Raw genomic sequence first — 20382 nt, forward strand, 5'->3', positions numbered from 1 at the left:
GGCGGGCAGGACGTCAGAGGATGCCCGCCCGGCCGGCGGCAGTGATCCAGGACGGGAACTCGGACAGCAGGCGGTCGTACAGCTCCGGGTCGGGGACCGTGCTGATGTCGTCGACGGCGAAGAAGCCGACGTTGTCGACCCGGCGGCCCGGCAGCGTGTCGAAGCGCTCGAGTACGCCGTACTGGGACCTGCCGAGCCCGACGAACTGCCAGAAGACCGGCTCCTCCACCGCCTCTCGCAGCTCGCGCTCGATGTCGGCGTCGCGGTAGACGCCACCGTCGGAGAAGAACAGCACCAGGGTCGGAGCCGCCGCCGGGTGGTCCCGGACGAAGGCACGCACTTCGGCGATGGCCTTCTGCTCCTCGTTCTGGATACCGACCGCCCGCATGTCGACCTGCTCGGGGTGCAGACCCTTCTTCCTGCCACGGCGGAAGAGGCTGATCTCCCCCACGCGCACGTGCAGCCGCAGCCACTCGGGGAGGTCGCCCAGACGGAGGTCGGGCAGCCGCGCCGGATTCGAGGCGAAGGTCCACGCCTGCATCTCACCGTCGTCGTCCAGCTGCGCGGCGACGGCGGCCATCCGCTCCACGACGTCCGCGACCACGCCCCTGGAGTAGAGGAAGGACATGGACCCGGAGGCGTCGAGCACCAGGATGACCCGCGCCGTGACACCGGCCGCCCCGTGCTTGCGCAGGCTGACCGCGACCTGCTCCTTGCGCAGGGACAGTCGCTTGCGCATGTCGACGGGCAGGTGTTCTTCCCCCTTGGTGAGACGTGGGCCCGCGTCGGTGGGGACCGGCGACGGGGCCGGTGCTGCGTGCGGGGCCGGTGGGGACGGCAGGTGGGTCGGGGGAGTCGGGGCAGCCTCCGGGGGCGACGGGACCGCGGGCGCGGCCACCGGTGGCGCCTCGTCCACGGTGATCCCGAAGTCGGTGGCCACTCCGGCGAGCCCCGTGGCGTATCCCTGGCCGACCGCGCGGAACTTCCACTTCCCCTGACGCCGGTACAACTCACCGCCGACCAGCGCGGTCTCCGTCCCGGCCGTCATGTCGAACCGGGCCAGCTCGGTACGGGTCCCGGCGTCCAGCAGCCGCAGGGACAGTCCCGGGACCTGGCCGAAGGTCCCGCCGTCCGCCGAGGCGCACAGGACGATGCGGTCCACGGCCGGTTCGACCGAGCGCAGGTCCACCTCGACCGCGTCGGTGGTGACGCCCGCGCCCGCGCCGGAGCCGCCCTGCTTGCCCGAGTGCCGCACCGCGTCGGACGTGTGGCGGGGCTGGTTGTAGAAGACGAAGTCGCCGTCGTCCCGTACCCGTCCGGCCGGTGTGAGCAGCAACGCCGACGCGTCGACCGCGGGTACGCCCGGCCCCGCGGCCCAGACGAGTTCGACACGCACCGCGGGGGACTCGACGGCGAGGTTGGCGCCCTTGCTCAGGGAAGTGGCTGTCATACGCCCAGTCTGCCCAGAGGGGCCCTCGGTGGGGAGGGGGCGGGCCCTGTGGTCCGTCCCCTCCCCACAACCGCCCGGTCAGTCCGCGATCGGCAGGTACACGCGGTTGCCCGCGGCGGCGAACTCCTTCGACTTCTGCGCCATGCCCTCCTCGATCTCGGCCCTGCTGCCTCCGTGCTCCCGCCGGATGTCCTGCGAGATCTTCATCGAACAGAATTTCGGGCCGCACATCGAGCAGAAGTGAGCCGTCTTGGCGGGCTCGGCCGGCAACGTCTCGTCGTGGAACTCCCGTGCCGTGTCGGGATCGAGGGCCAGGTTGAACTGGTCCTCCCACCGGAACTCGAAACGGGCGTCGGACAGCGCGTCGTCCCACTCCTGCGCACCTGGGTGCCCCTTGGCGAGGTCGGCGGCATGGGCGGCGATCTTGTAGGTGATGACGCCGGTCTTGACGTCGTCGCGGTTGGGCAGGCCCAGATGCTCCTTGGGCGTGACGTAGCAGAGCATGGCCGTGCCCCACCAGGCGATCATCGCGGCACCGATGCCGGAGGTGATGTGGTCGTACGCCGGCGCGACGTCCGTCGTCAGCGGGCCGAGCGTATAGAACGGAGCTTCATCGCAGATCTCCTGCTGAAGGTCGATGTTCTCCTTGATCTTGTGCATCGGGACGTGGCCCGGGCCCTCGATCATGGTCTGTACGTTGAAACGCTTGGCGATGGCGTTGAGTTCCCCGAGCGTACGCAGCTCCGCGAACTGCGCCTCGTCGTTGGCGTCCGCGATCGAGCCCGGCCGCAGGCCGTCGCCGAGGGAGTACGTGACGTCGTAGGCGGCGAGGATCTCGCAGAGTTCCTCGAAGTTCTCGTACAGGAACGACTCCCGGTGGTGCGCCAGGCACCACGCCGCCATGATCGAGCCGCCGCGCGAGACGATGCCGGTCTTGCGGTTCGCGGTGAGCGGTACGTACGCCAGGCGCACTCCGGCGTGGACGGTCATGTAGTCCACGCCCTGCTCGGCCTGCTCGATGACCGTGTCCTTGTAGATGTCCCAGGTCAGGTCCTCGGCCCGGCCGTCGACCTTCTCCAGGGCCTGGTAGAGCGGCACCGTGCCGATCGGGACGGGAGAGTTTCGCAGCACCCACTCGCGGGTGGTGTGGATGTTACGGCCGGTGGACAGGTCCATGACGGTGTCGGCGCCCCAGCGGGCCGCCCAGGTCATCTTCTCGACCTCCTCCTCGATGGAGGACGTCACCGCCGAGTTGCCGATGTTGGCGTTGACCTTCACCAGGAACCGCTTGCCGATGATCATCGGCTCGATCTCCGGGTGGTTGACGTTGGCCGGCAGTACGGCACGGCCGGCCGCGATCTCCTCGCGGACCACTTCCGCGGCCACGTTCTCCCGGAGTGCCACGTACTCCATCTCCGGTGTGATCTCGCCCCGCCGCGCGTACGCCAGCTGTGTGACCGCACCGCCGCCCCGCCCCCGGCGCGGCTGGCGCGGGCGCCCGGGGAAGACCGCGTCGAGATTGCGCAGGCCCCCGCGCGGTGAGGTGTGCTTGATCCCGTCGTCCTCGGGACGGACGGGGCGGCCCGCGTACTCCTCGGTGTCCCCGCGGGCGACGATCCAGTTCTCCCGCAGCGGCGGCAGCCCCCTGCGGACGTCGGTGTCGACGAGCGGATCGGTGTACGGGCCGGAGGTGTCGTACAACGTGACCGACCGCCCGTTGGTGAGGTGCACCTGACGGACCGGCACCCGCAGGTCGGGGCGCGAGCCCTCGACGTATGCCTTGTGCCAGCCGATGGACTTCCCGGCCTCCGCGGGCTCCTCCTGAGCGGAGTTCTGCGTGGAGGCAGGCGTGCGCGCGTCCTTGATGGTCATGAGACCTACTCCCTACGCCGGCATTACCCGGTAACAGGTTCGGCGGTCGACGCAGCGGCTTCCGTCTGCGGACGCTTCGTGGGATACATCACGCGGATGCGGTGACGTTTCCCGTGAAACATCGCTGGGACGAAGGTCAGCGCCCTCTCAGCCCGGTGCTCCGAGCTCCCGCGTGTACAAAGGTGCCTCCACGCTAGCGTCAATTCGGGCGCGGTGAACAGAGGGCTCCCCTCGTTCTTGCGATGATCGGTCGGTGACCACACCGCAGCATCCCCCCTTCCCGCCGCACGAGCCCCGCCGCGGACCAGCCGCCGAGGACGGCACCGGCCGCGAAGCCGGACCCGATTCCCATGGCGCCCACGGCCCACACGGCGGCGCGGGAGGCGGCAGACATGACGCCGGTGGCGGACACGGGACCGGTGGCGGACACGGGACCGGTGGCGGACACGGGCACTCCCACAGTCACGGTCCGGCGGCGCCCGTGTCCCGGCATCTGCGGAAGGTCATCGCCGCGGTCCTGATCCCGTTCGCCGCGGCGGTACTGGTCGGACTCGCGGTGCTGTGGCCGGGCGGCGCGCCTCCCCACGAGCGCACCGGGGTCGGGTTCGACCGCCAGACGGAACAGGCCACCGTCACCAAGGTGGTCGAGCTGAGCTGCCAGTCCGTCAACAGCTCGGGCGTCCCCCCGACCGGTGACACCTCCACCGCCGAGGGCTCCTCCGCGGTGCAGCAGGCGAACGGCGACTGCAAGCGGGCGACCATTCGCGTCGACAGCGGCAAGGACAAGGGCCGTACGTTCACCGAGATCGTGCAGCCGGACCAGTCACGGCAGTTGCGCCAGGGCCAGGAGGTGGTGGTCGCCTACGAGCCCTCCGCGCCGAGTGACCTGCAGTACTCGGTGACCGACATCAACCGACGACTGCCGCTGTCCCTGCTCGCCGGCATCTTCGCGGTCGCCGTCGTGGTCGTCGGACGGCTGCGCGGCCTCATGGCCCTGGTCTCGCTGGCCATCAGCTTCCTGCTGCTGAACTTCTTCATCCTGCCCGCGATCCTGCAGGGCTCGAACCCGCTGGTCGTGGCGGTCGTCGGGGCCAGCGCCATCATGCTGATCGCGCTGTACCTGTGTCACGGCCTGTCGGCGCGTACCTCCGTGGCCGTGCTGGGCACCCTCATCTCCCTGCTGCTCATCGGCGTCCTCGGGTCGCTGTTCATCGACTGGGCCGCGCTCACCGGCAACACGGACGACAACACCGGCCTCATCCACGGTCTGTATCCGACGATCGACATGAGCGGTCTCCTGCTCGCCGGGGTCATCATCGGTTCGCTCGGTGTGCTCGACGACGTGACGGTCACCCAGACGTCGGCGGTGTGGGAACTGCACGAGGCCAACCCGACGATGGGCTGGCGCGGGCTGTACCGCGCCGGCATCCGTATCGGCCGTGACCACATCGCCTCGGTCGTCAACACGCTCGTCCTCGCCTACGCGGGCGCCGCGCTGCCGCTGCTGCTGTTGTTCTCGATCGCGCAGAGCGGGGTGGGGACGGTCGCCAACAGCGAGCTGGTCGCGGAGGAGATCGTGCGCACCCTGGTCGGTTCGATCGGCCTGGTGGCGTCCGTGCCGGTCACCACGGCCCTCGCGGCACTCGTCGTGTCGGCCGATCGTCCGGCCGAAGGGAAGGCGGCCCAGGCCGCCGGGGCGGCGCCGGGCGCGGGCGCCGCCCCCCTGCGAGGCGGGCGGGGCCGCCGCCGTAAGCGCTGACGCGCCCTGGCGAAGCGTTACGCCACTCCCCGGCGAGCTGCTGGAACGGTTCAGCCCGCGCTCTGTTCCTCCGCCAGGATGCGGTCCAGAGCCTCGTCGAGGTGAGCGTCGAAGTCGGCGAGCGCCCCTTCCTGTCCCAGCGGCACCAGCTTGTCGGTCCGGTCGAGGAACGCCACCAGGGGCGCCGCCGACGAACGGAACAGCGCCTGGTCACTACCGACCTGAAGGCGGATCAGCACCTCGGCGAGCGGCTCGGGATCGACCGGTGCGATGCGCACGTCACCGTCCCCGCACGGCCTGCCCACCCCGTCGACCAACAGCTCCCGGCCGAAGGCCCACGTGACCGGAGCGTCCCCGGGCAGATGGAAGGTCAGGCGCACGGCATAGGGATCACAGGTCTCGTACCCCAGTTCCACCGGGATGCGGAACGAGAGTTCCTCGGACACGAGAAAGCTCATCATGACCTCTGCCTGTACGGACTCGCCCATCGCCTACCCCGTCATTCGCCGTCGACTGTCCGGGAATCAAACCTCTAACACTGAGGGCATCTTGCTCAACGTACACACCAGATCACAAGGAGTGAGTTTTCAGATACTGATAGAGAGCGCGAGCGACCCCAGGAGCCGCCCCACTTCGTCCTGCAGTCGCTGTGCCGCGGGAAGCAGCCGATCAGCCTGCTGAAGAGGCAGGGACAGAGCCATGGTCGCGGCCGTGGTGCCCACGGTGATCGGGAGCGCGGCGCAGACGGTCCCCAGCGCGTACTCCTGGCGCTCGGTCACCGGGGTCATCCGCCGCATGCGTTCCAGCCGCTTCAGCATGGCATTGCCATCACGCACCGTGTACGGCGTGACGGGCTGCACCGGGTAGCGGTCGAGGTGGTCGCGGCGGGCATCCTCGTCCAGCTGCGACAGGAGGCACTGCCCGATGGCATGGGCGTGCCCGGTCTCACGGAAATCCGCCCACTCCTCCACCGCCGGGTTGCCCGGGGTGTCGGAAACGCACACGACTTCGATTTCACCGTCCCGGTACACGGCGTAGTAGACGGGAACACCGATCGCATCGCGCCAGCGCGCCAGCGCGTCGACCACCGTGCTGCGACGTTTCTGCTCGGCTCCTCGGCCACTCAGCCGTTCGGTGGCCTCGCCGAGGAAGAACAGCCCCTTCTCACGGCGCAGATAGCCCTCGTGCACCAGGGTTCGCAGCAGGTGGTAGGCCGTGGGCAGCGCCAGGCGCGTCTCACGGGCCAACTGCTTGGCGGGAGCCCCGTACGTGTGCTCGGCGACACACTCCATCAGGCGCATCGCCCGCTGCACGGAGCCGATGAGGGTCGTGGAGGGAACGTCCGCGGCAGCAGTGGGGGGTGTCCGGGGCGTCGAGTGGGGCTGCGCGGGCAGGGCGAGTGGAACGCATGCGGTGTCAGCCGTGGCCAAGGGGCACTCCCGGAACGCGAGGGGGCAGCCCGTGCGGGGAACACGGGTGGGGTGTACGCCACTCGCGGGGTCGCCCCCGCGTGGAGTTCCGGACTCTAACCGCCGGTCACCGCCCGCCGACGGCCCCTGTGGGAAACTTCCCTCGCGCGAGGGAACCGGCGATTCCCGTTACCGCCACCGGTGTCCCACGGCTCTCACCAGTCGCTGCGCGACGACGAACCCGCCATGAACTTGCGTACGACGTAGATCAGTCCGCCGACGAGCGCGACGAAGACCAGCAGCTTGAACAGCAGTCCGATCACGAAGCCCACCACGCTGGCGATCAGCCCGCCGAACACGACCAGGGCGATGACCGGCACCGCGACCCACTTCACCCACCACGGCAGTCCCGTGAAGATCTCTCGCATCGCCCTCGTCCTCGTCTTTCCGCCCGTTCGAGTGCCGGGTCCTTCGTCGTCCCGGGCTTCCTCCGGGATCTTCTGGTGTCCTGCACTCGATGCTAGAGCCGCGAGGGCCGCGGCAGGGCCCTCGCACCCCTTGTCTCCCCCTGAGCGAACCCCTAGGGAACCCCGGGACTGCTGTTCAGCTCTCCGGCGGAGAGAACACCACCAGAACCCGCAGGTCCTCACTGATGTGATGGAACTTGTGGGCGACCCCGGCCGGCACGTAGACCACGCTGCCGCGGGCGACCTGGGTGGTCTCCATGCCCACGGTGATCGCGGCCCGTCCGCTCACCACGAAGTACACCTCGTCCTGCGCGTGGGGCTGCTGCGGATCGGACGTGCCCGCGTCGAGGGCGTACAGACCGACCGACATGTTCCGTTCGCGCAGGAACTGCAGATAGGCACCGTCGTTGGCGGCACGCTCCGCCTCCAGTTCGTCCAGCCGGAATGCCTTCATCGCCTCGTCCGCCCCTGCCTCACCGTTCGTCGCCGATCGTGTCTGCCACGATCAGACACATGAAGAATTTCCTAGTCAAGACGATCGCCAACGCGGGCGCCCTCGCGGTGGCCGTGTGGATGCTCGACAAGATCACCCTGACCGGAGGCAGCACCGGCGAGAAGGCCGTCACGCTGATCGTGGTCGCCCTGATGTTCGGCGTGGTGAACATGCTGGTGAAACCCGTCGTACAGGTGTTGACCTTCCCGCTGTTCATCCTGACGCTCGGCCTGTTCACGCTGGTGGTCAACGCGCTGATGCTGTTGCTCACGTCGTGGCTCGCGGACCGGCTCGACCTGAGTTTCCACGTCGACGGGTTCTGGACCGCCGTCCTGGGCGGCCTGATCATCTCGATCGTCTCCTGGGCCCTCAACGCCTTCCTGCCCGACGAGGACTGACCGCGATGACCTACCGCGTCTGCTTCGTGTGCACGGGCAACATCTGCCGCTCCCCGATGGCGGAGGCCGTCTTCCACGCGCGCGTGGCGGACGCCGGGCTGGACGGCCTGGTCGAGGCCGACAGCGCCGGCACCGGCGGCTGGCACGAGGGAGAGGGAGCCGACCCGCGCACCATGGCCGTCCTGGAGGAGAACGGCTACGTCCTCGACCACACGGCCCGCCGGTTCCAGCCGTCCTGGTTCGCCCGCCTCGACCTCGTCGTCGCCCTCGACGCCGGGCACCTGCGGGCGCTGCGCCGCCTCGCGCCCACGGAACGGGACGCGGCCAAGGTCCGGCTGCTGCGGTCCTACGACCCTGCCGCCGACCGCGCCGACCTCGACGTACCGGACCCCTACTACGGGGGCGTGGACGGCTTCACGGAGTGCCTTGAGAGGGTGGAGGCGGCGAGCACCGGACTGCTCGCCGCGGTACGCGAGCACGTGGAGGGACGGGCGGCATGAGTGATTCGGCTACGAGCAAGGGGTTCGGCACCGGCGCGGACGGCGGCCCGCGCGGCACCGGTGACGGCACGCGCGCGGTACGGGCCGGTCTGCCCGAGCCCGTCAAGCACGAGCCGACGCTGCCCGGTCCCGTGTTCGCCGCCCACTTCCACCTGCCCGGGGAGCCGACCGGTCCGTACACCTACGGCCGTGACGAGAACCCGACCTGGACCCACCTCGAGAACGCCATCGGTGAACTCGAGGGGCCCGGGCAGGACGATGTCGAGACGCTCGTGTTCGCCTCCGGCATGGCCGCGATCTCCTCGGTGCTCTTCTCCCAGTTGCGTGCCGGCGATGCGGCCGTCCTGCCCGACGACGGCTATCAGGCCCTGCCCCTGGTCCGCGCCCAGCTGGAGGCGTACGGCATCGAGGTGCGTACGGCACCGACCGGCCACGACGCCCAGCTCGACGTTCTGGACGGGGCAAAGCTGCTGTGGATCGAGACGCCGTCGAACCCCGGACTCGACGTCTGCGACGTCCGGAGGCTGGCCGAGGCGGCCCACGCGCACGGCGCCCTGGTGGCCGTCGACAACACGCTCGCCACGCCCCTCGGGCAGCGCCCGCTGGAACTCGGCGCCGACTTCTCGGTGGCCAGCGGCACCAAGCAGCTGACCGGCCACGGCGACGTCCTCCTGGGCTACGTGGCCGGCCGCGACGCCGACGCGATGAACGCCGTACGACGCTGGCGCAAGATCGTCGGCGCGATCCCCGGCCCCATGGAGGCCTGGCTCGCGCACCGCTCGATCGCCACCCTCCAGTTGCGCGTGGACCGGCAGAACGCCACCGCGCTCCAGGTGGCCGAGGCCCTGCGGGCTCGGCCCGAGGTCACCGGGCTGCGCTACCCGGGACTGCCGGACGACCCGTCGCACAAGATCGCCTCGCAGCAGATGCTGCGCTTTGGATGCGTCGTCTCCTTCACCCTGCCCACACGCGCGCGTGCCGATCGTTTCCTCGACGCACTGCGGTTCGTGGAGGGCGCGACGAGCTTCGGCGGGGTGCGGTCCACGGCCGAGCGGCGCGGCCGCTGGGGCGGTGACGCGGTACCGGAGGGCTTCATCCGGCTGTCCGTCGGTGCGGAGGACCCCGAGGACCTGGTGGCGGACCTGCTGCGCGCGCTGGAGGAATCGGCGGACTGATCGCTGCCGCGCTGCCGCCGCACGGCCGCGCGGCGCGGTACCGCCGCCGCGGACGTACTTCCTGGTCGCGCGTGCCGGCACCTTGCGATGCCGCACATCGCCCGGGCTCATCAGTGGCTGGTCCGCGCTGCCGTCGACTGGAACCGAGCCGACGCATTCACGCGATCACCCGCGATGTTTCACGTGGAACCAGCCGGGCCACATTTCTCCCATGACCGTCCGACCCGTGGTCAAGCGCACCGCCCGCGCCGTCCTCCTGGACGGCGACGATCTGATCCTGATCAAGCGCACCAAGCCTGGTGTCGATCCCTACTGGGTCACTCCCGGCGGCGGGGTCGAGCCGGACGACACCACTGTCGTGGACGCCCTGCACCGCGAGGTGTACGAGGAACTCGGCGCCAAGATCTCCGACGTGGTCCCCTGCTTCGTGGACACGGTGGAGCACATCGGCGAGGACGACGGCGCGACCGGGGTGAAGGTGCAGCACTTCTTCGTCTGCCACCTGGAGTCCATGGACTTGTCCCTGCGACACGGCCCCGAGGTCGACGAGCCCGCCGGTGAGTACGAGATCGTCCGGGTGCCGTTCACCAGGGTCGGGATCGCCTCCGTCCACCTCGTGCCCCTGTCCTTGCGGCACTACCTGGACGGCAACATCGAGGGTGTACGTGCGATGCACGCTCCCGACCTCGGCTGACCCCGGCGGTAACCGGCCGGTCGGCCCGTAGGGAGGCCGTCGGGTGGCGGGCAGCTGTGCGCTCGGCCACGACGTGGCCAAAAGCTCGGCTGTTCCACCGGAAAGTGGTGGACGCGGACGGCCCCTGTCGGACAGCCTGACCTGCGTGCCGACACCTTCCCTCGCCTCGCTGCCGATCCGCCGTCTGACGCTCCGCGACCTCAGCGCCTGCGCCGACCTGTCCGAGGACCGGGGCTGGCCCCGCGAGGAGCACAAGTGGGGGTTCCTCCTCACCGCCGGGAAGGGGTACGGCATCGACGATCCCGGCGGTGGTCTGGTCAGTGTCTGCACGGTCACCGAGTACGGGCCGCAGGAGCGTCCCTCCCTCGCCGCCATCGGCATGGTACTGGTCGCCGAGCGGCACGCTCGCCAGGGCGTCGGACGCCGGCTGATGCGGCACGTCGTCGGCGCTCTGGGAACGACGCCCCTGACGCTGCACGCGACCCCGAACGGCCGGCCGCTCTACGAGGAACTCGGCTTCAAGACCACGGGCCGGGCGGAGATGGTGCGCGGGCGGTTCACTCCTGGCGGGTCCGAGCCCACGCTCGTCACGCGCGCCGCCACCGCTGAGGACCTCACCGCGATCCTCCGCCTCGACGAGGAGGTGTTCGGCGTCGATCGCACCCCTGTCATCGCGCGGCTGCCCGCCTTCGCCGACCAACTGCGCGTCGCCGAGGAGAACGGCCGTCTCATCGGATACGCGGCGGCCTGGCCCAACATGGACACCCACGTGGTGGGCCCTCTGATCGCCCGTGACACCGGGACGGCCAAGGCGCTGCTCGGTTCCCTCGCCGCCCGCACCGACCGTCCGCTGCGCACGGACATCGACGTACGGCACGAGGAGCTGCTGGGCTGGGCCCATGAGCACGGCCTCGCCTCCGTCGCGTCCAACGCGGTCATGACGTACGGCATCACGGAGCTGCCCGGGGACTGGAACCGGCGGTTCGCTCCACTGACGGTGGCGGCGGGCTGACCTCGCGAGGGGCCGGTCCTTCAGTGGTGCGGTGCCTCGGTGCTGTGAGGCGACAGGGGCCACCGGGGCGCGGGGCGGCCCTGGCCCCGCACCCCGGTGGCCGGGTCGTTCAGTGGTGGGCGGCCGCCCGTCGCCCGGTGGGCGCGGAGCCGGTGACGACCTGGCTGGGAGCGCCGTCACGCCGTTCGAGCGCGGCCGAGAGGAAGGCAAGGACCAGAGCGGCGGCGGCGAGCACGGCTCCGACCCAGTTGGGCGCCGTGTAGCCGAAGCCGGCGGCGATGACGACGCCCCCGAGCCAGGCGGAGAGCGCGTTGCCGAGGTTGAAGGCGCCGATGTTCACGGCGGAGGCCAGGGTCGGGGCACCGTGGGCATGGTCCAGGACGCGCTTCTGCAGCGGCGGGACGGTGGCGAAGCCCAGGGCGCCGATCAGGAGGATGGTCACGGCCGACGCGATCTTGTTGTGCGCGGTCAGTGTGAAGAGGGCGAGTACGACTGCCAGCGCGCCCAGGGAGATGTACAGCAGGGGCATCAGGGCGCGGTCCGCGAACCTGCCGCCGATGAGGTTGCCGCCCACCATGCCGAGTCCGAAGAGGACCAGCAGCCAGGTGACCGAGCCGTCGGCGAAGCCCGTCACGCGGGTCATCATCGGCGCGATGTAGGTGACGGCCGCGAAGACGCCGCCGAAGCCGAGGACGGTCATGGCCATCGCCAGCAGGACCTGGACGTTCTTGAAGGCGGCCAGCTCGTGACGCAGTCGTACGCCCTCCACCCTGGGTACGTCGGGGACCAGCTTGGCGACCCCGGCCAGGCCGACGACCCCGAGGGCGGCGACGGCGGCGAAGGTGACACGCCAGCCGACGGACTGCCCGACGAGCGTCCCCAGCGGGACACCGACGACGTTGGCGACGGTCAGCCCGGTGAACATCATGGCGATCGCGCCGGCCTTCCGGTGCGGTGCGACCAGGTCGGCCGCGACGACCGAGCCGATGCCGAAGAAGGCGCCGTGGGCGAGCGAGGCGATCACCCGGCCGGTCAGCATGACGGAGAAGGCGGGGGCGAGGGCGGAGAGCAGGTTGCCGGCGATGAACAGGCCCATCAGCAGCATCAGCATCCGCTTGCGCGGGACCTTGGTGCCGAGCACCGTCATCAACGGGGCGCCGAACATCACGCCGAGCGCGTATCCGGTCACCAGGAAGCCGGCGGTGGGAATGGAGACCCCGTAGTCGCTCGCGACCTCGGGCAGCAGGCCCATGATCACGAACTCGGTCGTTCCGATTCCGAAGGCCCCGATCGCGAGAGCCAGTAGCGCGAGAGGCATGGAGAGGTGCACCTTCCCAAAGGATTGCAGGAGCGCTTTACACGCGATCACAATAGTTGCACGCGCGGGCAATAAGCAAACGCTGGCAATCGCGGCACTGGTCTACCCTGGTCTCAGCCGCTCCGGGACGGAGGAACCACATGACAGCGACGGACCCCGCGCTCACCGCCCTCTCCCAGGGCTGGTGCGCCCTCTCCCTGCTGCACGGGAGGATCGAGGCCCGCATCGAGCGCGCCCTGCAGGCCGGGCACGACCTGAGCGTGCGCGAGTACTCCCTGCTCGACGTGCTCAGCCGGCAGCACGACGGCGACGGAGGTCATCTGCAGATGAAGCAGGTCGCCGACGCCGTCGTCCTCAGCCAGAGCGCCACCACCCGCCTGGTCACCCGGCTCGAGGAGCGCGGACTGCTCGAGCGCTACCTGTGCCCCACCGACCGCCGCGGCATCTACACCAACGTCACCGCAGCGGGCCTGAAGCTGTTGGACGAGGCGCGGCCCACCAACGACGCCGCCCTGCGTGAGGCCCTCGACGAAGCCGCCGAGAACCCCGACCTGGCCCCGCTGGTCCGGGCAGTGGAGACCCTCAAGACGCCGGTGCCCGCCTAGAGCCCGACGCCCCTGTCCCGCCCGCTCCCATGGCCGCTCCGCGTAAGGTGCGGCCATGGGAGATCTGGAGATACGGCCCGCCGCCGAGAACGACGTTCCCGCGGTCGTCGCGATGCTCGCCGACGATCCGCTGGGCGCTCAACGCGAGTCTCCCGACGACCTGAGTCCTTACCTGACCGCGTTCGAACGGCTCAACGCCGACCCGAATCAGCACCTGGTCGTCGCCGTCCGCGACGGTCACGTCGTCGGCACCCTGCAGCTGACGATCATTCCCGGTCTGTCCCGCCGCGGAGCCACCCGGTCGATCATCGAAGGTGTACGCATCCACGCCGGTGAACGTGGCAGTGGCCTGGGTACACGGCTCATCGAGTGGGCGGTCGACGAGTCCCGCCGCCAGGGATGCCTGCTGGTACAGCTGACCTCCGACAAGACCCGCGTCGATGCACACCGCTTCTACGAGCGCCTCGGTTTCTCCGCCTCGCACATGGGCTTCAAGCTCCAGCTCTGAGCGGACGGTGAGACCAGCCCTCTTCGGTGGCAGGTCCGGTTGTTTCACGTGAAACGGGACGTGTCACCTGCGGGGCGCGGGCTTAGCCGATCCCCCGCCACCCCTCGGGGTCCACGCCTCCGGGCACGGCGGCCCCTTCCTCGTACGGCTGGCGCGTGAACACGAACGAGCCGAGGTCGAGGTGGCTCACGGTCCCGTCCGGTCGCCGCACGGCACGTAGTGCCTCCCCGGCGTAGTACCCCTCGAGCCCGGTCCACGTACCGTCACCGTTCGACCGGAAGCGTGAGCGGCGGCCCTGACCCGACAACGGCTCCAGCGAGACTCCCCCGTCAGGCGTCAGCCGCAGGGCGAAGGCATGTGTCCCCCAGTACCACTGCCCGGCCAACTCCAGCACGTCGGAGTCGGCCTCCGGCAACGGACGCCAGGGCTCGGGGATCCGGGGCTCCGCCTCGGCGACGATGCGGACGAGGTCGGCACCGACCCCGGCCGTCAGCGGTCCGGAGGTGCAGTTGGTCAGCACCACGGCGGCCACGTCGTCCTCGACGCCGATCGTGAGGTTGGCCAGGAAGCCCGGCAGGGACCCGGAGTGGCCCACGAGCAGCCGACCGTCCCGGTACTGGATCTGCAACCCCAGACCGTAGGCCGCGCCGTCCATGGCATCCGTGGCCTCGGCCGGTGCCGCCGGTACCCGCATCTCCCGCACGGTGTCCGCACTCAGGACCCGGTCGTCCCCCCGTGCCAGGAAGACCGCGAACCGCGCCAGGTCCCCGGTGGTGGACCAGAGCTGACCGGCCGGGGCCATCCGACCGAGATCCTCGGCGGGCTCGGCCAGCATCACGTCCGCCCACGGGTGCACCGCCCAGCCACCGGCATGCGGGGCCCGCGGTCGCCCGGTCGTACGCTCCAAGCCCAGGGGTTCCAGGACCTCGCGCCGCAGCACCTCTTCCCAGGGAGCACCGCGCAGCTCTTCGACCAACGCGCCGAGCAGGGTGTACCCGGGGTTCGAATAGTGGTGCCGGCGGCCCACCGGATGCACGAGCGGCCTTTCGCCCAGCACGTCGGCGAGCTCCGGCCGCAGGGAGCCCGGCGTCCGCTCCCACCACGGCGCGGGCGACTCGGCGGCCAGCCCGCCGGAGTGCGCCAGCAGCTCGGCGATGGTGGCCTCGCCCGCCCCGGTGCCGGGCAGGTGCTTCTCCAGCGGGTCCGTGAGGTCGAGCATCCCCTCGTCGCGCAGACGCAGGACCAGCACGGCGGTGAACGTCTTGGTGATCGAGCCGATCCGATACTGCACGTTCTCGTCCGGGTCGTACCCGTCGGCCGAGGACCGCGCTCCGTGCCACACGGCCCGCCCGCCCCGGACGACCGCCGCGACGAGCGACGGCGTACGCCCTTCCGACTGGGCCACGGCGATCCGGTGCAGGAGGGCCCGGCGGGTAGCGGGGAGCAAGTCTTCCCGAGGTGTCGTCATGCCCTCAGTCCACCGGCCCGGGCCCGGTACGTCGAGCCGATTTGTCCGCGCGGTTGTGGGCCCGCAATCAGAGTGCCCCGTTCCGTCGCAGTGGTCTGTGGGCTCTGTATGTCTCCTTCAGGGGACATCTCTTGCTGTCTCACGATCGTGTCCCTTTGAGGTTGCTGCAGGTCAGCGTCGTCCGATTCGATCCCCGCCGGGGACGACTCCAACGCGGGAAGCCCATCGACTCGAGCCGGGTATCCCCCCGTACGTAAGAGGGCTGCTCTTCGCGTGCGCCGTGCTGGTATTCGCCCTTCGCGTACTTGTCCCTGGCGTGTTCGACCTCGGCGGCGAATGCGAGAGGAGGGGCCCTGGTGGGGTCCGAGGGGCCTGGACCGTACCTGCGGTGACCGAGACGGCGTGGCAACGGCATCAGGAAGCGGGGACGGGCTCCAGCCGGTAGGCGTCCCCGTGGGCGACCACGCGGCCGGCGGTGGGCGGTGCGAAGTGGGTGCCGAGGAGGAGGGTGTCCGTGCCGGCGAGGGAGCCGAGCAGCTTGCGGCGGGTGGCCTCGGACTGCTGCGGGTCGATGTCGACGCAGGCGCCGATGACGGGGTGGGCGAGCTGGACGGGGTGGTGGATGCAGTCGCCGGAGATCAGCGCCGTCTCACCCTGGCCGGCCAGTTCCACGGCGACGTGGCCGGGGGTGTGGCCGGGAGTCGGGATCAAGCGCAGGCCGGGGGCGATCTCGGCCCCCTTGTGCGGGACGTCGACCGTGCTCAGCAGACCAGCCTGTTCGACCGGGATCACGGAGTCGCGGAACATCTGTTCGCGTGCCTCCTCCATGTCGTACGTTGCCCAGAACTCCCGCTCGGCGCGGGAGGTGAGGTAGCGGGCGTTGGGGAAGGTGGGGACCCATTCGCCGTTCACCTGCCGTGTGTTCCAGCCGACGTGATCGGCGTGCAGGTGAGTGAGGATCACCAGGTCGACGGAGTCCGGGGGGAAACCGGCGGCGGTGAGGCGCTCCAGGAAGTCGGTCCGCAGGTTGTGCCAGGCAGGGTTGGCCCGCGCCTTGCCGTTGCCGATGCCGGTGTCGACGAGAACGCGCAGCCCGTGCACGACGAACGCGAAGCTGTGGCTGTCGATGTGCAGAATCCCGTCCTGGCCGGCGAAGTGGGGGTGCAGCCAGGCCTGGGCGGTCACCACCTCAGGGGTGGCGTCGGGCAGCAGCCAGGGTCCGGTCGCGGGCGGCAGGGCGACTTCGTCGATGCGGTGGACGGTGACGCCGCCCACGGTCCAGGAGGGGATGGGGGTGGCGGCGGGGGAGGTGTGCATGGTGTGTCGTTTCCTTTGTTCTCTTCAGCGGAGGCGGTCGGCTACGGGGCGGGCCGCTCCACGTCGTGACGCGGTGAGTGCCGCCAGGGCCGTCAGGGCGAGGAGAGCGGCGGTGATGGCGTAGGCGTGCGAGGTGGTCCCCAGCCCGTAGTGCTGGGTGGCGGCGCCCGCGGCGACGGCGGGCAGGCTCATGGAGAGGTAGCTGAGGATGTAGTAGGCGGCCAGTGTCGCGGCGCGGTCCCGCTCGTCGAGCGAGGCGAGGAGCATACGCAGCGCCCCCTGGGAAACGGCGCCGAAGGCGATGCCGGCCAGCACCGCGCCGCCGTGGACGGCGGGCAGCCCGGCGCCGTGCAGACCGCTCAGGGTCAGGGCCGCGGCGGGCAGGACGGACACGCAGCCGCCGATCGCCGCGGCGCGGGGCGGTCTGCGCCGCAGCGCCCACACGGTGAGCGCGGCGGTGGCACTGAGGGTGAAGAAGACCATGCCGCGGGCTGCTTGCGGGGCGTCGGGGGCCACCAGGCGTACGAGGGCCGGGCCGAGGCAGGAGTAGAAGCCGCCCAGCGCCCAGACGGTGCCGACAGCGGCGCCCACGGCCGGCAGGGTGCGGCGGGCCGGGGGCGGGACGCCGACCCGCGGGCGCAGCGACCGCAGCGCTCCCGCGTGGCGGTGTGCTGTCTCCGTGGCGAAGGTGGCCGCGATCGCCTGGGCAAGGAACACCACCGCCAGCAGTACGTAGACGGTGACGGTGGGGGCGGGGGCGAAACGGACGAGCAGGGTGGAGACGAGCACGCCGGCGGCCATGCCGGCGGCCGGGGTGACGCTGTTGGCCAGGGCGGACCGGCCCGGGCGCCGGGGGTTTTCCAGGTCGAGGAGCGCCGCGCCCGCGGCGCTGGTGGCCGCACCGGTGGCCGCTCCTTGCAGGACCCGGGCGATGGTCAGGGAGCCCGCGCCGTCCGCTGCGGCCAGGAGGACCGTGGAGGCGGCCGCCATGAGCAGGGCGCCTGCCAGGACGGGGCGTCGCCCCAGGTGGTCGGAGAGCGCTCCGGTGGTGAGCAGGGCCAGCAACAGGGCCAGGGCATACGCGCTGAAGACCACGGTGACGGCGAGCGCGGAAAGGCCCCACTGGTCCTGGTAGAGAGGGTAGAGCGGGGTCGGAGCGCTGGACGCGGCCAGCAGGGCCGCGAGTATCGACACGTCGAGGGCGAAGGAAGCCGTGCGCCTCTTCGTACGGGCGCGGGTGGCCTGGTGAGCGATGTGCGCGGGTGCGTCGGAGATCGCGGGTGCGTCGGCCACCGCTTGTACGTCGGAGATGACGCCGGGCATGGGACTCCTTCCGTAAACGCAATGCATTTGCTTTAACCCGACCGTAGGGCCTACGGTCGGGTTAAAGCAAACCCTTAGCTTTTGTGGTGTAGTGCTTCGTTGCCGCGCCCCTGATCAGGAGAAACCTGTGCCCTCCGTTGAAATCACGCCGCCCGAGGCAGCCCGCTGGGCCGCCCGTGCCGGACTTCCGCTGCCCGACGACCGCCACGCCGCGGTCGCCGCCACCGCCAACCACATCCACTCCGTCGTCGCGGTCCTGCGTGGGCTGGACTTCGGGGACACCCCGCCCGCCGGCGCCTACCGCGCCGGAGAGGAGAAGCACGATGCAGCCGTATGAGCTGACCCTCGCCGGCGCCGCGCAGCAGATCAGGGCCCGCCGACTGTCCCCCGTCGAGCTGGTGGACTCGGTCCTCGACCGCATCGGCCAAGTGGACCCGCACGTCGAGGCGTACGTCGCGGTCACCGCTGAGCAGGCCCGCGGCGCGGCGCGGAAGGCCGAGCAGGAAGCGGCCCGCGGCGTGTTCCGGGGGCCGCTGCACGGCGTCCCGGCCGGGCTCAAGGACCTGATCGACGTCGCCGGTTCGCCCACCAGCGCCAGTTCCCGGGTCCGGGCCGGCCACCGCGCCGCCGCCGACAGCACGGTCGCCGCCCGGCTGCGGGCCGCAGGCTCCGTCCTGGTCGGCAAGACCCACACCCACGAGTTCGCCTACGGCCTGACCACCCCGCAGACGGGCAACGCCTGGGACCGCGGCCGGGTCGCGGGAGGCTCCAGTGGCGGGTCCGCCGTCGCGGTGGCGGCCGGGGCGGCGACCTTCGCCCTCGGCACCGACACCGGCGGGTCGATCCGGGTTCCCGCCGCGCTGAACGGAGTCGTCGGCCTCAAGCCGACCTACGGGCTGGTGCCGCGCCACGGCGTCACGTCGCTGTCCTGGTCGCTGGACCACGTCGGCCCGGTCACCCGCACCGTCGAGGACGCGGCCCTGGTCCTGACCGTCCTCGCCGGGCACGACCCGCGTGACCCCGCCTCGCTGGACACCCCCGCCGTCGACCACCGGCCGGAACGGAAGCCGGACCTGGCGGGCGTGCGCGTCGGGGTGCCGCGCAATTACTACTTCGACCATGTCGACGCGGAGGTGGAGACCGCCGTCCGCCAGGGCATCGCGCAGCTGGAGACGCTCGGCGCCCGTCTCGTCGAGATCGACATCCCGATGACCCGGTACATCCAGGCCACCCAGTGGGGGCTGATGGTGCCGGAGGCCACCGCCTACCACGAGGGCACCCTGCGTACGGTCCCCGAGCTGTACCAGGCGGACGTCCGCATCCTCCTGGAAGCCGGTGAGCTGATGGGCGCGGGCGACTATCTGCGTGCCCAGCGCTCCCGGACGCTCATGCAGGAGGAATGGGCCCGCATTCTGGAGAAGGTCGACGTGATCGCCGCCCCGGCGGTCCCGATGACCGCGGTGAAGGCCGGTCAGGAGAGCGTCACCTGGTCCGACGGCTCGACCGAGGCCGTCTCCGACGCCTACGTGCGTCTGTCCTCCCCGGCCAACATCACCGGAGTGCCCGCTCTGTCCGTCCCGGTGGGCCACGACACGGCGGGCCTGCCGATCGGCATGCAGCTGCTCGGACGGCCCTTCGGCGAGCGGCAGCTGCTGCGAGTGGGCCACGCCTACGAGCGGACGCGACCCGCCCGATCGCTCGCGCCGACCGCCTGAGAGCGGTGTGCGGGCCGGACGGTTCCGGCCCGCACATATGCCGCTCGGCTCCGGTCGGGGTCAGGACCGGATGTCCGCGGCGAGGAGACCGGCGAGGGGCCCTGGCGCGGCCGTCGGACAGGCACGCTCCCCTTAAACGCAATAGCTGTGCTTTAAGGTGGAGTCATGAGTCGTAAGCCGATGGTGCGCCCCGGCGGGCGCAGTGCGCGGGTCCAGGCTTCGGTGCACGCCGCTGTCCGCGAGCTCCTGTCGGAGCGGGGCCGCGACGCGGTGACCGTCCCGCTGGTCGCCCAGCGCGCCGGAGTCACCCCCTCGACGATCTACCGCCGCTGGGGCGACCTTCAGGAGTTGCTGTCGGACGTCGCGGTGGAGCGCCTGCGGCCCGACACCGCGCCGGAGAGCCACGGCGACCTGCTGTCCGACCTGACGGCCTGGGCCGAACAGTTCCTCGACGAGATGTCGTCCCCCTCCGGCCGCGCCTACATCCGTGACGCGCTGCTCGGCGACCCGGACGGCGGCAACGCCGGTCAGTGCTCGGCCTACGCGGCCGAACAGGTCGACGTCATACTGGCCCGCGCGATCGGCCGCGAGGAGGACACTCCCGACGTCGAGACGGCGATGGACCGCGTGGTCGCCCCCATGATGTACCGCATCCTCTTCCGCCCGGCCGGACTCGACGCCGCGTACGCCCGTCGGCTCGTGACCGAGCTGCTCGACGCGGGCGAAGAACCCCCCCTCCCTTGATCCACATTCCTCGCGGCCCGCACTGGAGACCGCCCAGATTCACCGTTGCTCATGCCCGCGGGCCATCGCAGCTCGGGCGAGGCGAGGGCCTTCGGCCGGTGACGAGGGCCGTGGGGCTCACCGAACCGGCCGGTATACGGCGCCGTGGCGGCCAC

21 protein-coding genes and 1 pseudogene are annotated in these 20382 nt (G+C 70.9%); 12 read left to right on the forward strand and 10 right to left on the reverse strand.

Annotated elements, in window-relative coordinates; all coding sequences use genetic code 11:
- Nucleotides 1–13: 13 nt before the first annotated feature.
- Nucleotides 14–1450, reverse strand: a complete 1437-nt coding sequence (locus ACVV2G_RS07370) for a VWA domain-containing protein (RefSeq protein WP_453841775.1) — start codon at nucleotides 1448–1450, stop codon at nucleotides 14–16.
- A gap of 78 nt (nucleotides 1451–1528) precedes the next feature.
- Nucleotides 1529–3322 (reverse strand): phosphomethylpyrimidine synthase ThiC, encoded by a 1794-nt coding sequence (thiC, locus tag ACVV2G_RS07375; protein ID WP_453841776.1) that lies wholly within the window; start codon nucleotides 3320–3322, stop codon nucleotides 1529–1531.
- Nucleotides 3323–3575: 253 nt separating this feature from the next.
- On the opposite strand from thiC, the gene ACVV2G_RS07380 reads away from it, so the two are divergent.
- Nucleotides 3576–5081: a YibE/F family protein gene (locus ACVV2G_RS07380; protein WP_453841777.1), complete on the forward strand. Its 1506-nt coding sequence runs from the start codon at nucleotides 3576–3578 to the stop codon at nucleotides 5079–5081.
- A gap of 50 nt (nucleotides 5082–5131) precedes the next feature.
- Here the strand turns inward: ACVV2G_RS07380 and ACVV2G_RS07385 are convergent, their stop codons facing one another.
- From ACVV2G_RS07385 to ACVV2G_RS07400, 4 genes are all read right to left on the reverse strand, one after another.
- The gene (locus ACVV2G_RS07385; RefSeq protein WP_453841778.1) at nucleotides 5132–5569 is read right to left on the reverse strand and encodes an SsgA family sporulation/cell division regulator; all 438 of its coding nucleotides are present in this window, start codon (nucleotides 5567–5569) and stop codon (nucleotides 5132–5134) included.
- A 99-nt stretch (nucleotides 5570–5668) separates the two neighbouring features.
- Complete coding sequence (locus ACVV2G_RS07390; protein WP_453841779.1) at nucleotides 5669–6394, reverse strand: IclR family transcriptional regulator; 726 nt, start codon at nucleotides 6392–6394, stop codon at nucleotides 5669–5671.
- Between the two features lie 311 nt (nucleotides 6395–6705).
- The gene (locus tag ACVV2G_RS07395; protein WP_453841780.1) at nucleotides 6706–6918 is read right to left on the reverse strand and encodes a DUF5326 family protein; all 213 of its coding nucleotides are present in this window, start codon (nucleotides 6916–6918) and stop codon (nucleotides 6706–6708) included.
- Between the two features lie 175 nt (nucleotides 6919–7093).
- Nucleotides 7094–7411 carry a cupin domain-containing protein gene (locus tag ACVV2G_RS07400; protein ID WP_043382483.1) on the reverse strand — a complete coding sequence of 106 codons (318 nt, stop codon included), beginning with the start codon at nucleotides 7409–7411 and terminating at the stop codon, nucleotides 7094–7096.
- 59 nt (nucleotides 7412–7470) lie between these two features.
- Here ACVV2G_RS07400 and ACVV2G_RS07405 point away from each other — a divergent pair, with 59 nt between their 5' ends.
- The 6 genes and pseudogenes from ACVV2G_RS07405 (at nucleotide 7471) to ACVV2G_RS07430 (ending at nucleotide 11229) form a co-directional block, all read left to right on the forward strand.
- Nucleotides 7471–7848: a phage holin family protein gene (locus tag ACVV2G_RS07405; RefSeq protein ID WP_453841781.1), complete on the forward strand. Its 378-nt coding sequence runs from the start codon at nucleotides 7471–7473 to the stop codon at nucleotides 7846–7848.
- Between the two features lie 5 nt (nucleotides 7849–7853).
- Nucleotides 7854–8348 carry a low molecular weight protein-tyrosine-phosphatase gene (locus ACVV2G_RS07410; protein WP_453841782.1) on the forward strand — a complete coding sequence of 165 codons (495 nt, stop codon included), beginning with the start codon at nucleotides 7854–7856 and terminating at the stop codon, nucleotides 8346–8348.
- Complete coding sequence (locus ACVV2G_RS07415) at nucleotides 8345–9523, forward strand: cystathionine gamma-lyase (RefSeq protein WP_453841783.1); 1179 nt, start codon at nucleotides 8345–8347, stop codon at nucleotides 9521–9523. Before ACVV2G_RS07410 ends, ACVV2G_RS07415 begins: the two co-directional genes overlap by 4 nt.
- Before the next feature lie 37 nt (nucleotides 9524–9560).
- Nucleotides 9561–9664 (forward strand): annotated as a pseudogene (locus ACVV2G_RS07420) (LysR family transcriptional regulator); the annotation flags it as partial.
- A 70-nt stretch (nucleotides 9665–9734) separates the two neighbouring features.
- On the forward strand, nucleotides 9735–10217 hold the full coding sequence (locus ACVV2G_RS07425; RefSeq protein WP_453841784.1) for an NUDIX domain-containing protein: 483 nt from the start codon (nucleotides 9735–9737) through the stop codon (nucleotides 10215–10217).
- A gap of 145 nt (nucleotides 10218–10362) precedes the next feature.
- Nucleotides 10363–11229: a GNAT family N-acetyltransferase gene (locus ACVV2G_RS07430; RefSeq protein ID WP_453841785.1), complete on the forward strand. Its 867-nt coding sequence runs from the start codon at nucleotides 10363–10365 to the stop codon at nucleotides 11227–11229.
- A 109-nt stretch (nucleotides 11230–11338) separates the two neighbouring features.
- Here ACVV2G_RS07430 and ACVV2G_RS07435 read toward each other — a convergent pair whose 3' ends face one another.
- Nucleotides 11339–12547, reverse strand: coding sequence for an MFS transporter (locus tag ACVV2G_RS07435; RefSeq protein ID WP_453841786.1), 1209 nt, complete (start codon nucleotides 12545–12547; stop codon nucleotides 11339–11341).
- Between the two features lie 140 nt (nucleotides 12548–12687).
- Here ACVV2G_RS07435 and ACVV2G_RS07440 point away from each other — a divergent pair, with 140 nt between their 5' ends.
- Nucleotides 12688–13152: a MarR family winged helix-turn-helix transcriptional regulator gene (locus ACVV2G_RS07440; protein ID WP_453841787.1), complete on the forward strand. Its 465-nt coding sequence runs from the start codon at nucleotides 12688–12690 to the stop codon at nucleotides 13150–13152.
- Nucleotides 13153–13207: 55 nt separating this feature from the next.
- Nucleotides 13208–13660, forward strand: a complete 453-nt coding sequence (locus ACVV2G_RS07445) for a GNAT family N-acetyltransferase (protein ID WP_453841788.1) — start codon at nucleotides 13208–13210, stop codon at nucleotides 13658–13660.
- Nucleotides 13661–13742: 82 nt separating this feature from the next.
- On the opposite strand, the gene ACVV2G_RS07450 is transcribed toward ACVV2G_RS07445, so the two are convergent.
- The 3 genes from ACVV2G_RS07450 to ACVV2G_RS07460 form a co-directional block, all read right to left on the reverse strand.
- Nucleotides 13743–15128: a serine hydrolase domain-containing protein gene (locus tag ACVV2G_RS07450; RefSeq protein ID WP_453841789.1), complete on the reverse strand. Its 1386-nt coding sequence runs from the start codon at nucleotides 15126–15128 to the stop codon at nucleotides 13743–13745.
- A gap of 414 nt (nucleotides 15129–15542) precedes the next feature.
- Entirely contained in the window at nucleotides 15543–16445 is a 903-nt protein-coding gene (locus ACVV2G_RS07455; RefSeq protein ID WP_453841790.1) for an MBL fold metallo-hydrolase, read from the reverse strand.
- 24 nt (nucleotides 16446–16469) lie between these two features.
- Entirely contained in the window at nucleotides 16470–17768 is a 1299-nt protein-coding gene (locus ACVV2G_RS07460) for an MFS transporter (RefSeq protein ID WP_453841791.1), read from the reverse strand.
- A 127-nt stretch (nucleotides 17769–17895) separates the two neighbouring features.
- Between ACVV2G_RS07460 and ACVV2G_RS07465 the strand changes: the two genes are divergently transcribed.
- The 3 genes from ACVV2G_RS07465 (at nucleotide 17896) to ACVV2G_RS07475 (ending at nucleotide 20227) form a co-directional block, all read left to right on the forward strand.
- Complete coding sequence (locus tag ACVV2G_RS07465) at nucleotides 17896–18105, forward strand: hypothetical protein (RefSeq protein WP_453841792.1); 210 nt, start codon at nucleotides 17896–17898, stop codon at nucleotides 18103–18105.
- Entirely contained in the window at nucleotides 18092–19483 is a 1392-nt protein-coding gene (locus tag ACVV2G_RS07470) for an amidase (RefSeq protein ID WP_453841793.1), read from the forward strand. Before ACVV2G_RS07465 ends, ACVV2G_RS07470 begins: the two co-directional genes overlap by 14 nt.
- A 165-nt stretch (nucleotides 19484–19648) precedes the next feature.
- Complete coding sequence (locus tag ACVV2G_RS07475) at nucleotides 19649–20227, forward strand: TetR/AcrR family transcriptional regulator (RefSeq protein ID WP_453841794.1); 579 nt, start codon at nucleotides 19649–19651, stop codon at nucleotides 20225–20227.
- Nucleotides 20228–20382 lie beyond the last annotated feature (155 nt).

The sequence above is a fragment of the Streptomyces sp. JK94 genome (assembly GCF_053613315.1).